The 11,278-nt window shown below is 76.6% G+C and carries 11 protein-coding genes; 6 read left to right on the top strand and 5 right to left on the bottom strand.

Translation table 11 applies throughout. The annotated features are described in order from the left end of the window. Positions 1 to 67 precede the first annotated feature (67 nt). Positions 68 to 1,021, bottom strand: a complete 954-nt coding sequence (locus AC5FZL_RS11995) for a diacylglycerol/lipid kinase family protein (RefSeq protein WP_493618900.1) — start codon at positions 1,019 to 1,021, stop codon at positions 68 to 70. A 98-nt stretch (positions 1,022 to 1,119) separates the two neighbouring features. On the opposite strand from AC5FZL_RS11995, the gene AC5FZL_RS11990 reads away from it, so the two are divergent. Beyond that, positions 1,120 to 2,409 carry an adenylosuccinate synthase gene (locus AC5FZL_RS11990; RefSeq protein ID WP_493618898.1) on the top strand — a complete coding sequence of 430 codons (1,290 nt, stop codon included), beginning with the start codon at positions 1,120 to 1,122 and terminating at the stop codon, positions 2,407 to 2,409. A 2-nt stretch (positions 2,410 to 2,411) separates the two neighbouring features. Then, positions 2,412 to 3,701: a phosphoribosylamine--glycine ligase gene (gene purD / locus AC5FZL_RS11985; protein WP_493618903.1), complete on the top strand. Its 1,290-nt coding sequence runs from the start codon at positions 2,412 to 2,414 to the stop codon at positions 3,699 to 3,701. Between the two features lie 44 nt (positions 3,702 to 3,745). Here purD and AC5FZL_RS11980 read toward each other — a convergent pair whose 3' ends face one another. Further along, entirely contained in the window at positions 3,746 to 4,333 is a 588-nt protein-coding gene (locus AC5FZL_RS11980; RefSeq protein WP_493618897.1) for a TetR/AcrR family transcriptional regulator, read from the bottom strand. Further along, positions 4,326 to 5,252 carry an alpha/beta fold hydrolase gene (locus AC5FZL_RS11975; RefSeq protein WP_493618895.1) on the bottom strand — a complete coding sequence of 309 codons (927 nt, stop codon included), beginning with the start codon at positions 5,250 to 5,252 and terminating at the stop codon, positions 4,326 to 4,328. The genes AC5FZL_RS11980 and AC5FZL_RS11975 overlap by 8 nt, the downstream gene beginning before the upstream one ends. 114 nt (positions 5,253 to 5,366) lie before the next feature. Between AC5FZL_RS11975 and AC5FZL_RS11970 the strand changes: the two genes are divergently transcribed. After that, positions 5,367 to 6,392: an AAA family ATPase gene (locus AC5FZL_RS11970; RefSeq protein ID WP_493618893.1), complete on the top strand. Its 1,026-nt coding sequence runs from the start codon at positions 5,367 to 5,369 to the stop codon at positions 6,390 to 6,392. 21 nt (positions 6,393 to 6,413) lie between these two features. Here AC5FZL_RS11970 and AC5FZL_RS11965 read toward each other — a convergent pair whose 3' ends face one another. After that, positions 6,414 to 6,827: an ATP-binding protein gene (locus tag AC5FZL_RS11965; RefSeq protein WP_493618891.1), complete on the bottom strand. Its 414-nt coding sequence runs from the start codon at positions 6,825 to 6,827 to the stop codon at positions 6,414 to 6,416. A 244-nt stretch (positions 6,828 to 7,071) separates the two neighbouring features. Between AC5FZL_RS11965 and AC5FZL_RS11960 the strand changes: the two genes are divergently transcribed. The 3 genes from AC5FZL_RS11960 to AC5FZL_RS11950 all read left to right on the top strand — a co-directional run bounded on the left by AC5FZL_RS11960 (position 7,072) and on the right by AC5FZL_RS11950 (position 10,417). Next, complete coding sequence (locus tag AC5FZL_RS11960) at positions 7,072 to 7,923, top strand: hypothetical protein (RefSeq protein WP_493618890.1); 852 nt, start codon at positions 7,072 to 7,074, stop codon at positions 7,921 to 7,923. 42 nt (positions 7,924 to 7,965) lie between these two features. After that, positions 7,966 to 8,895: a phosphoribosylaminoimidazolesuccinocarboxamide synthase gene (locus AC5FZL_RS11955; RefSeq protein ID WP_493618888.1), complete on the top strand. Its 930-nt coding sequence runs from the start codon at positions 7,966 to 7,968 to the stop codon at positions 8,893 to 8,895. A 61-nt stretch (positions 8,896 to 8,956) separates the two neighbouring features. Continuing rightward, positions 8,957 to 10,417, top strand: a complete 1,461-nt coding sequence (locus tag AC5FZL_RS11950; RefSeq protein WP_493618902.1) for a dihydrolipoyl dehydrogenase family protein — start codon at positions 8,957 to 8,959, stop codon at positions 10,415 to 10,417. A 53-nt stretch (positions 10,418 to 10,470) separates the two neighbouring features. Here AC5FZL_RS11950 and AC5FZL_RS11945 read toward each other — a convergent pair whose 3' ends face one another. Further along, positions 10,471 to 11,142: an MBL fold metallo-hydrolase gene (locus AC5FZL_RS11945; protein ID WP_493618886.1), complete on the bottom strand. Its 672-nt coding sequence runs from the start codon at positions 11,140 to 11,142 to the stop codon at positions 10,471 to 10,473. Positions 11,143 to 11,278 lie beyond the last annotated feature (136 nt).

Here is an 11,278-nt window from a genome sequence, read left to right as displayed (position 1 = left end):
GCACCCAGCCGGGCGCGCGTCACCTGACGGATCCCCGAGGCCCGCGGGTGCTCGCGCTCCCCGGGTCTCAGGGCACGCGGACGGACCAGGCGTCGGCCGCCGTGCGCCAGTGGTGGCGCGCCTGCGCCGGCGTGGTCTCGCCGTCGGCGTTGAGGGCGAACGGGCGCCCGTCCACGGCCTCGAGCAGCACGTCCGCGCCCCGGGTCACCGCCACGTCGCGCCGCTCCACGTGCTGGCCGCGCCACAGCGCGCCCGCGTAGCCGGCGCGCGCCAGGGGGCCCGTGGCGGTGGAGACCATGACGTCGACGACGCCGTCGTGCGGCACGGAGGAGGGCGAGACGGGCGCGCCGCCGCCGATCGTCGTCCCGATGCTGGCGGCCACCATGAGCAGGGGCGCGCGCCCGTCGTGGACCTCGCGCCCGTCCACGACCACCCGCACGTGCCAGGGCCGGGCGACGCCGGCGGCCAGCACCCCGATCGGGTAGGCGCCCCGGCGCAGCACCGGCTTGAGGCGCTCGGCGCGCTGCGTGGCCGCCACCCCGATCCCGGCGTGCACGGCGTTGACGGCGATCCCGCCCCCGTCGTCGACGAGGAGCTCCATGTCGACCGGCGTGCCGGTCAGCGCGGTGCGCGCCGCCGCCGCCGGGTCGCCGATCGGCAGGCCCAGGGAGCGGGCGAGGTCGTTGCCGGTGCCCATCGGCACCAGCCCCACCGGGCCGGCGGCCCGCAGCGCCCCGGTGTCGTGGAGGGCCTGCACCGCCGCGTGCAGGGAGCCGTCGCCGCCGAGCACCACCAGGCGCCGGCCGGCGAGGCGGGCGAGCGCGCCGCGCAGGTCGTCCAGGGACGCCGTCCGCGCCACCTCGAGCACGCCCCCGAGCTCGCTGGCGCCGGTGCCCAGGGCCGCCAGCGCGGCGTCCAGCTCGCGCCCGGCCGACCCCGCCCGGGCGTTGACCAGCGCCAGGACGCCGGGGTTCCCCCGGGTCCCGGCGTCGTGCTGCGGATCGCGGTCGCCGTCGTGCACGGGTCCTCCGGTAGCCTCGCCGCGGCGCCTGCGGGCGCCGTCCGCAAGATCGTCCCAGCAGCGCCTGGGATCCGCCTGACAGTGCAGGAGACCACCGCATGCCCGCGATCGTGCTCGTCGGCGCCCAGTGGGGGGACGAGGGCAAGGGCAAGGCGACCGACGTCCTCGGCTCCCGCGTGGACTACGTCGTGAAGTACAACGGCGGCAACAACGCCGGCCACACCGTCGTGGTGGGCGACGAGAAGTACGCCCTGCACCTGCTGCCGTCGGGCATCCTCACCCCCGGCTGCACCCCGGTGATCGGCAACGGCGTCGTGGTCGACCTGTCGGTCCTCTTCGAGGAGCTCGAGGCGCTCAGCGCCCGCGGCGTGGACGTCTCGCGGCTGATGCTCTCGGCCAGCGCGCACCTCATCGCGCCCTACCACCGCACGGTGGACCGGGTCAGCGAGCGCTTCCTCGGCAAGCGGAGGATCGGCACCACCGGGCGCGGCATCGGCCCGGCGTACGCCGACAAGATCAACCGCGTCGGCCTGCGCGTCCAGGACCTCTTCGACGAGAAGATCCTCGCCCAGAAGGTCGAGGGAGCGCTGGACACCCGCAACCAGCTGCTGGTGAAGGTCTACAACCGCCGCGCGATCACCGTCGACGAGATCGTCGACGAGCTGCTGTCCTACGCCGACCGGGTCAGGCCGATGGTCGCCGACACCGGGCTGGAGCTCACCCGGGCGCTGGACGCCGGCCGCACCGTCGTCTTCGAGGGCGGCCAGGCCACCCTGCTCGACGTCGACCACGGCACGTACCCGTTCGTCACGTCCTCCAACGCCACCGCCGGCGGGGCCTGCACCGGCTCCGGGGTGCCGCCGAACCGGATCGACCGCGTCGTCGCCGTCGTCAAGGCGTACACGACCCGCGTCGGCGAGGGCCCGTTCCCGACCGAGCTCACCGACGACGTCGGCGAGGGCCTGCGCCGCGCCGGCGGCGAGTTCGGCACGACGACGGGCCGCCCGCGGCGCACCGGCTGGTACGACGCGCTGATCGCCCGCTACTCGGCGCGGATCAACGGGGTCACCGACTTCGTGCTCACCAAGCTCGACGTGCTCACCGGCTACGAGACGATCCCGGTCTGCGTCGCCTACGACGTCGACGGCGTCCGCCACACCGAGATGCCGGTCAACCAGACCGACTTCCACCACGCGGTGCCGGTCTACGAGGAGCTGCCCGGCTGGAGCGAGGACATCTCCGCCGCCCGCCGCTTCGAGGACCTCCCGAAGAACGCCCAGGACTACGTCCTGGCGCTGGAGGAGATGTCCGGGGCGCGGATCTCGGCGGTCGGGGTCGGCCCGGACCGCGAGGAGATCATCGTCCGCCACGACCTCCTGGAGGGGTGAGCGTGCGCGTCCTGCTCGTCGGCGGGGGTGCCCGCGAGCACGCCCTGGCCCGATCGCTGGCCGCGGACCCGGCCGTGACGGGCCTGTGGGCGGCCCCGGGCAACCCCGGCATCGCCGCCGAGCCGGGCGTCTCGGGCTGCCTGCCCGTGGTGGCCACCGACCCGGTCGCGGTCGCCGACCTCGCGCGCGAGCTCGCCGCCGACCTCGTCGTCGTCGGCCCCGAGGCGCCGCTCGTGGCGGGCGTGGCCGACGCCGTGCGCGACGCGGGCATCGCCTGCTTCGGCCCCTCGGCCGCCGCTGCGCAGCTCGAGGGCAGCAAGGCGTTCGCCAAGGCCGTGATGGCCGCGGCCTCGGTGCCCACCGCCATGGCCCGGGTGTGCACCCAGATCGGTCACGTCGCCGAGGCCCTGGACGCCTTCGGCGCCCCGCACGTGGTCAAGGACGACGGGCTCGCCGCCGGCAAGGGCGTCGTGGTCACCGACGACCGGGCCGAGGCCCTCGCCCACGCGGCCGCCTGCCTGGCCCGGCCGGGCGGCACCGTGGTGGTCGAGGAGTTCCTCGACGGGCCCGAGGTCTCGCTGTTCTGCCTCTGCGACGGCACGACCGTGGTGCCGCTGGCGCCCGCCCAGGACGCCAAGCGGGCCCTGGACGGCGACCAGGGCCCCAACACCGGCGGCATGGGCGCCTACTCGCCGCTGCCCTGGGCGCCGCCGGGGCTCGTGGCCGAGGTGGTCGAGCGGGTGGCGCAGCCGGTGGTCGACGAGATGCGCCGCCGCGGCACGCCCTTCACCGGCGTCCTGTACTGCGGGCTCGCGCTGACCGGCCGGGGCGTGCGGGTCATCGAGTTCAACGCCCGCTTCGGCGACCCGGAGACCCAGGTCGTGCTCGCGCGCCTGCTCACCCCGCTGGGCGGCGTCCTGCACGCCGCGGCCACCGGCGCCCTGGCCGACGCCGTCGCCGACCGCCCGCTGCGCTGGAGCGACGGCGCGGCCGTCACCGTGGTCGTCGCCGCCGCGGACTACCCCGCCGCGCCCCGCACCGGCGACCCGGTCACGGGGCTGGAGCCCCCGGGCGCTGACGCGTACGTGCTCCACGCGGGCACCGCGCTGGACGCCGACGGGCGCCTGGTCTCCGCCGGGGGCCGCGTGCTCTCGGTGGTGGGCACCGGCGCCGACCTGGCCGCCGCGCGCGACGCCGCCTACGCCGCCACCGCGCGCGTGGTCCTGCCGGGCTCGCACCACCGCACCGACATCGCCGCCCGGGCGATCGCGGAGGACGCCGCCGGCCGCTGAGCCGGGTCGGAGGGTCCCGGACCTCGTCTCACGCGGCCGTCCGGTCAGCGCGGGCCGTCGGGGGCCGTCCCGCGGAGCCCGCGGTCGAGGAGGGCGATGAGCCACTCGAAGCTCTCGTCGACGTCGGTGGAGTACTGGAAGCCGCCGACGGACTCCAGGGTGGCGAAGCCGTGGAGCGCGCTGCGCAGCGCGCGCAGGGCGTGGACCTCGTCCTCGGGAGCGATGTCGTAGCCGCGCAGCACCGCCCGCAGCGGCTCGAGGCCCGTCGCGGCCGCGGCCGCGACGGGGTCCTGCGCATCGCCGGCGACGACCCGGATCCCGACGGTGGCCCCGTAGCGCCCCGGGTGGGAGGTGACGAAGCCGCGCAGCGCCCGGGCCGCGGCACCGAGGGCCTGGGTGCCGGAGCGGCCCTGGATCGCCGCGCCGATCGCCTCGCCGGCCTGGGTCAGCGCCAGGGCGGCGATCCGGCGGGTCAGGTCGCCCTGGCTGGCGACGTGCTTGTAGAGGGACGGTGCGCGCACCCCGAGCCGCTCGGCGACCTGAGCCAGCGTCAGGTCGGACCAGCCGACCTCGTCGGCCAGGTCCGCGCCGGCGGCCACGACGGCGGCGGGGGTCAGCCCGGCCCTAGGCACGGGCCGGGCCCTCGCCGGTGGCGCTCATGGTGCCGCTGGTGGTGGAGCTGAGGAAGGGGAGCAGCAGCTCGAGCACCTGCGCGGGGTGCTGGACGTGGGGGTAGTGCCCGCTGCCGGGGACGACCGCCAGGCGGCCCAGCCCGGCGGGCAGGTCGGCGAGGATGCGCTCGCCCTCGGCGCGGGGGTCGGGCCAGTCGGGGTCCTCGCCGCCCTGGATCACCAGGACCGGGCAGCGCACGTGGGCCAGCTGGGCGCCGGCGTCGGTGGGCGCGGTCCTCCCCATCGCCTGCAGGGCCCTCATCCGGCCCGGCTCGGCCAGCATCGCCTGGATGTGCGCCACGCGGGCGTCGTGGTCGGCGGGCCTGGCGCCGGGCCCGGTGACGGGGTGGGCGAGGTCGAGGTCGAGGTACGCGGCCCAGGCCCGCGTGCTGCCGAGCGCCGTGGTGGCCAGGAGCTGGACCATGCCACGACGGAAGCGCCCGTCGCGCAGGTCGCCCAGGGACAGCGTCTGCTTGCGGGTGAAGGGCGCCAGCTCGACCACCGCGGTGACCAGCTCGGGGGCCTTCGCCGCAGCGATGGTGACGGCACCGCCGGCGATGGAGTGCCCGACGAGCACGACCGGTCCGCCTGAGTCCTTCGTGAGGTGCTCGGCCACGGCGAGGAGGTCGCCAGCGATGTCGGTGCGGGTGTAGGAGGCCCAGCGGGCGCTGGACTCCCCGGCGCCGCGCAGGTCGACGGCGGCCACGCGGTACCCGGCGGCCACCAGCGCGGGCGCCAGGGAGCGGTAGGCGCGGCGGTCGTCGCCCATGCCGTGGGCCAGCACCAGCAGCGGGCCCGAGGTGCCGCTCAGCTCGTAGGCCAGGGTGCCGCCCTCGACGCTCAGGTGCTGGGTCGTGGGGCTCGGCGGGTGCTCGGTCATGGTGGCCTCCGTGGTGGCTAACTGATGTAGCCAAAAGCTATAGCCAATAGCCAAGTCCGTCAAGGGGGTCGTCCTGACCAGGTCCTGCGCCCCGGTGACGCCTACGCTCCGGGCATGGCTTCCCACCGCAAGCCACTCGACGACCTGCGCGAGACCGTCGGTCGCCTGGGCGACCAGCTCCCGCGGCCCGGTCTGCGGGGCGTGGACGACCGGGTCAGCGACTTCTTCGGCGGCCGCCCTGGACCGGCCCGGCCGCTGGCGGCGGTCCAGGCGGAGCTCGACGGGCTGGTCGGCCTGGAGACGGTGAAGGAGCAGGTGCAGGCGCTCGTCGCCCTCCTGCAGGTGCAGGCGCGGCGCAAGGCGCACGGGCTGCCCGAGGTGGCGACGTCGCAGCACCTCGTGTTCCTCGGCAACCCGGGCACGGGCAAGACCACGGTGGCGCGGCTCCTGGCCGAGATGTACCGGGCGGTCGGCCTGCTGCAGAAGGGCCACCTGGTCGAGGTCGACCGCGCCGCCCTCGTCGGGCAGTACGTCGGGGCGACCGCGATCAAGACGGACCGCGTGATCCGCCGGGCGCTCGACGGCGTCCTGTTCATCGACGAGGCGTACTCGCTGGCGCCTGAGGGCGAGGGCCGGCTCGACTTCGGCCCCGAGGCGGTCGAGGTCCTGCTCAAGCGCATGGAGGACCACCGCCACCGCCTGGTGGTGATCGTGGCCGGCTACCCCCGGCTCATGGAGTCGTTCCTGCTCTCGAACCCCGGCCTGCGCTCCCGGTTCGCCCGCGAGATCAGGTTCCCCGACTACTCGACGGCCGAGCTCGAGGAGATCTTCGCGATCACCGTGGCGCAGCACGAGTACGTGCTCGAGCCCGGCGCCGACGCGACGCTCCGCCGCGTCCTCGCCGGCCTCCGCCCCGGTGAGGGCTCCGGCAACGCGCGCTTCGCCCGCACGCTGTTCGAGCAGGCGCTCAACCGCCAGGCGCTGCGGCTCACGCGCGACGGGGACGTGGAGGCGCTCGACCGCGTCGACGTGACGACGCTCACCGCGGACGACGTCGCCGGGGCCGCCCTCGCCCTCGGCGAGGAGCCCGCGCGCGAGTCCGAGCCCGAGCCCTCGCGGTGGTGGCGCTGGCTGGGGTGACGGTGCGCCCGGTGACGAGGCTCAGCCGGCCAGGTGGAACCAGACGGACTTGCCCTGGGCCTGGCGCGGGAGGCCCGGGATCGCCGGCGGCGCGCCGTCGGCCGGGATCCCGCCCTCGCGCACGCCCCAGTCGTCGCTGATCAGCGCCACGAGCGCCATGCCGCGGCCGCTCTCCTCCATCGGCCCGGCGTCGCGGGCCACCGGCCAGGTGGGGCTGGAGTCGGTCACCGAGACGGCGATGCCGTCCGGGCTCTCGCAGTCCACGTCCATCGTCACCAGCGACCCGCCGTGCAGGACGGCGTTGGTCACCAGCTCCGAGACCAGCAGCTCCACCTCGTCGCGCGTCTCCTGCGAGTGGTCCTCGCACAGCGCGTTCCGCACGAAGCCGCGCGCGAGGAGGGGGGCCTTGGGGTCCTTGGGCAGCCTCAGACGCACGAGCACCTGCTTGCGAGCACCGGATCTCCTGTCGTGGTCGGTCCGTCGGCGCACCCCGGGCGCGCCGACGGCCGGGCGCCCCACCGCTGTCGTCCGCGGGGGGAGTCCCGACTGGGGAGGAGTCAACCCTGCGAGGGCGGATCCCGCGCGGCGTTCCGCGTTCTCGACGGCCGCAGCCACGTCCGCGGGCCTCAGCGGGCTCCCGCGGGCTTGCGCCGAGCACCGCGCGGGCCTGCAATGGTCCATGACCAACGGTGGTCGTGGGCAGGGCGAGGTCGACGTCATCGACCTCACCCCGGAGGCGGACGTCCGCCCCCCGCTGGCCGCCGGCGATCACCTCGCCACGGTCCACCCGGCCACCGACCACCCCTCCGCGCCGGCGCCCCTCGCCGTGCGGGCCGCGCTGGCCCTGGTGGTCGCCGGCGTCCTGCTGGCCGTGGGCGGTCTGGCCCGCTCCCACCCGCCCCCCGAGCCGGTCCCGGCCGCGGCGGCGCCGTGGCTGGCCCCCGACGCGGTGTACCAGCGCGCCGCCGACCGCGCGCTGGCGGCCGTGGCCCCCGAGGCCCGCCTGCAGTGGCGGCTGAGCAGCGTGCAGCGCAGCGGGTCGGCGCAGGCGCCGCCGCTGGAGGTCGAGCGGCAGAGCGCCGTGGTCACCGGCCTGGTGGGCGCCCCCTCCAGCGTGCGGGTGCTGCGGGTCGGCTACCGCATCGCGGCCGGGCTGCCGGCGGGCAGCGACGCCGACCCGTGCTCGGCCCCCGTGATGGACGTCCACGCCTGGGCCAGCGACCCGGCCGGCCGCACGGACCTGCCCTGCACCGACGTGACGACGGCCGACGGGCTGCGCTGGGCGCTGCGGGAGGTGCACGAGCGGGCGCCCGCCGACGTCGACCGCCGGCTGGGCGAGCCGCCGCCGCAGGGGACGGTCGTCGTCCGCTCCGCGACCCTGGTCCTGGGGGAGTGGTCGTGCTCGGTGGCCGCCTCGTCGGTCGTGCGGGACCGGCGCACCTGGGAGCCGCTCGGCGCGCCGGTGCAGCCGCCGCTGACGACGGCCCAGCTGCAGGAGGTCGCTCGCGCGCTCGCCTGGGCCGGCGGCTGAGCGGGCGCGCACCCCGGCCGCCTCCTCTGCCACGATCGGGGGGTGAGCGAGCACCCCCGCGGCACCGCGGACGTCCTGACCCTGCCCGGCTGGCGGCCGCTGCACTCGGGCAAGGTGCGCGACCTGTACCTGTCCGAGGCCGACGAGACCCGGGTGCTCGTCGTGGCCAGCGACCGGATCAGCGCCTACGACCACGTGCTGCCCAGCACCATCCCGGACAAGGGCGCGATCCTCACCGCCCTGAGCCTGTGGTGGTTCGAGCAGATGGACGACTGGGGGCTCGGCCTGGGCCACCACGTGGTCGAGACCGCGCCCGGCCCGGGCGGGGTCCCGGCGGCGGTGGCCGGCCGGGCCATGGTCTGCCGGCGCCTGGAGATGCTGCCGGTGGAGTGCATCGCCCGCGGCTACCTCACCGGCTCGGGCCTGGAGGACTACCGCGCCACCGGCGCCGTGGGCGACACCGAGCTGCCGCCGGGCCTGGTGGACGGCGACCGGCTGCACGCGCCGATCTTCACGCCCACCACGAAGGCCGAGGTCGGCCACCACGACGAGGCGGTCAACCTCGCGGCCGTCGCCGAGATGGTCGGCGACGACCTCGCGCACCGCCTGCGCGAGGTGACCCTCGCCGTCTACACCCGCGCCGCCGAGCTGGCCGCCGAGCGCGGGATCCTCCTCGCCGACACCAAGCTCGAGCTGGGCCTGGACCCGGCGGCCGGCGGTGCGCTGACCCTGGGCGACGAGGTCCTGACCCCCGACTCCTCCCGCTTCTGGCCGACCGAGACCTGGTCGCCCGGGCGCTCGCAGCCGAGCTTCGACAAGCAGTACGTGCGCGACTGGCTGACCTCGCCCGCCTCGGGCTGGCACCGCGACGGGGCCGAGCCGCCGCCGGAGCTGCCCGCCGAGGTCGTCGAGCGCACCCGCGAGCGCTACGTGGAGGCCTACCAGCGCCTCACCGGCCGCACCTGGGCGTGACACCGGCCCGGGCGGGTGCGAGCCTGCCCCGGTGACCGCCTCCCACGTCCACGACCGCCACCTGCCCCCCGACCACACCTCCCCGGCCGCCTCGGTCGGCGAGACCGACGTCGTCGTCATCGGCGGTGGCCCCACCGGCGAGAACGTGGCCGCCCGCGCGGTCGAGGGCGGCCTGAGCGCGGTGCTCGTCGAGTCCGACCTCCTCGGCGGGGAGTGCTCGTACTGGGCCTGCATGCCGTCGAAGGCGCTGCTGCGCCCGGTGCACGCGCTGGCCGCCGCGAAGCGCGTTCCCGGCGCCCGCGAGGCCGTGACCGGCGAGCTGGACGTCGCCGCCGTGCTCGCCTACCGCGACTCCTTCACCTCCGGCTGGGACGACGGCGGCCAGGTGGAGTGGGCCGCCGGCGCCGACATCACCGTGGTCCGCGGCTTCGCGCGCCTGTCCGGGGTGAGGCAGGTCGAGGTGACCAGCGCCGACGGCTCGGTCGCGACGATCACCGCCCGGCACGCCGTGGTCGTCGCGACGGGCTCGACGCCGTCCGAGCCGCCCGCCGAGGGCCTGGCCGACACCCCGCACTGGGGCAGCCGCGAGGCGACCTCGGCCAAGGAGGTCCCGGGGCGCCTGGTCGTCGTCGGCGGCGGGGTCGTGGGCTGCGAGCTCGCCCAGGCCCACGCCCGCCTCGGCGCGCAGGTGACGCTCCTGACGCCGTCGCGGCTGCTGGGACGGATGGAGGAGCGCGCCGGCGACCTCGTGGCCGAGGCGCTGCGCGCGGACGGCGTCGACGTCAGGCTCGGCGCGAAGCTCGCCTCGGTCTCGCGGGAGGGCACCGACGGCCCGGTCACCGTGACCACCGCCGACGGCGAGAGCCTCGTCGCCGACGAGCTGCTCGTGGCCACCGGACGCCGTCCGCACACCGCCGACCTCGGGCTGGACGCGGTGGGCCTGGAGCCCGGCTCGGCGCTGGAGGTCGACACCACCGGCCTCGTGACCGCGCTGGACCAGGGCGACGACCCGTGGCTCTACGCCGCGGGCGACGTCACCGGGCAGGCGCCGCTGACGCACATGGGCAAGTACTCCGCGCGCGCCACCGGGGACGTCGTCGCCGCGCGCGCCCTGGGCAAGGCCGTCCACGCGGGCCGCTGGGGGAAGCACGCCACCACCGCCCAGGTCGCCGCGGTGCCGCAGGTCGTCTTCACCGACCCCGAGGTGACCGCCGTCGGGCTCACCGCGCAGCAGGCCCAGGACGCCGGCCTGCGCACCCGCGTGGTCGACCTGGACCTCGCCGTCGCCGGCTCCTCGCTGCACGCCGAGGGCTACACCGGCTGGGCGCGGATGGTCGTCGACGAGGACCGCCGCGTGGTCGTCGGCGTGACCTTCGTCGGGCAGGACACCGCCGAGCTCCTCCACTCGGCCACCGTGGCCGTCGTGGGCGAGGTGCCGCTGGAGCGGCTCTGGCACGCCGTGCCGTCCTACCCCACGATCAGCGAGATCTGGCTGCGCCTGCTGGAGGCCTACGGGCTCTGACGCGCGGGTGGGGAGGCGCAGACCCCACCCGGGCGCGCTCAGACCCGGGCCGGTCAGGCCTCCAGGACGCCGGAGCCGCCGGTGTCGTGCAGGTGCGTGCCCTCCGGGGCGAGCGAGCTGACGTTGCGCAGGTAGACCGCGCGCCCGGCGGGCGAGAGCAGGCCGTCGTGCACCGGGACGGCGACCCGCGGGTGCACCGCGCGCAGGAAGTCGACCGTCTCCCGGCTGGCCGCCCACGGGGCGCTGATCGGCAGGGCCAGCACGTCGACGCCCTCGGGGGCGCTGGCGTAGGAGTCGCCGGGGTGGAGGAGCACCGGCTCGCCCGTGGCGGAGAAGAGCAGGCCGATGTTGCCGATCCGCGGCACGGCGTCGTGGATCAGCGCGTGCGTGCCGCCGACCGCGCGCACCCGCAGCCCGGCGACGTCGAGGTGCTCGCCCGGGTGCAGCGGCGCCAGGTCGACGTCGGAGGCGGCGACGTCCAGCCCGCTGTCGGCCAGCGACGCCGCGAGCTCCGGCTCGGTGCGCAGGAGGGCCCCGTCGTTGGCCTCCAGCAGCTGCGGCAGCCGCTCCACGTCCACGTGGTCGGGGTGCGCGTGGGTGATGAGGACGGCGTCCAGGCCGGTCAGCTCCTCCCAGCCGGTGGAGAGGGTGCCGGGGTCCACGAGCACCCGGGCGGTGGCGGTCTCGACGAGCAGGCAGGCGTGGCCGAGGTGGGTGATGCGCATGGGCCCACCCTGGGCCGAGCGCCCAGCACGGGCAAGCCCCGCCCCACCGCGCGGACGGCCGCTCCGGCAGGGAAGGCTTGCCTAAGTCCGTCGCGGCGGTCCACGATGACCCGTGCCCGCCGCGACCCGCCCCCCG

This window comes from Quadrisphaera sp. DVD1 (assembly GCF_058932755.1).
Note: the sequence above shows the minus strand (reverse complement) of the source record. Positions and strands in the feature narration are given on the sequence as shown.

Bases quoted from the DNA above. Each gene is read 5' to 3' on its own strand.
- AC5FZL_RS11990 (WP_493618898.1), top strand. From the start codon at position 1,120: ATGCCCGCGATCGTGCTCGTCGGCGCCCAGTGGGGGGACGAGGGCAAG.
- AC5FZL_RS11975 (WP_493618895.1), bottom strand. From the start codon at position 5,252: ATGACCGAGCACCCGCCGAGCCCCACGACCCAGCACCTGAGCGTCGAG.
- AC5FZL_RS11970 (WP_493618893.1), top strand. From the start codon at position 5,367: ATGGCTTCCCACCGCAAGCCACTCGACGACCTGCGCGAGACCGTCGGT.
- AC5FZL_RS11960 (WP_493618890.1), top strand. From the start codon at position 7,072: ATGACCAACGGTGGTCGTGGGCAGGGCGAGGTCGACGTCATCGACCTC.
- AC5FZL_RS11945 (WP_493618886.1), bottom strand. From the start codon at position 11,142: ATGCGCATCACCCACCTCGGCCACGCCTGCCTGCTCGTCGAGACCGCC.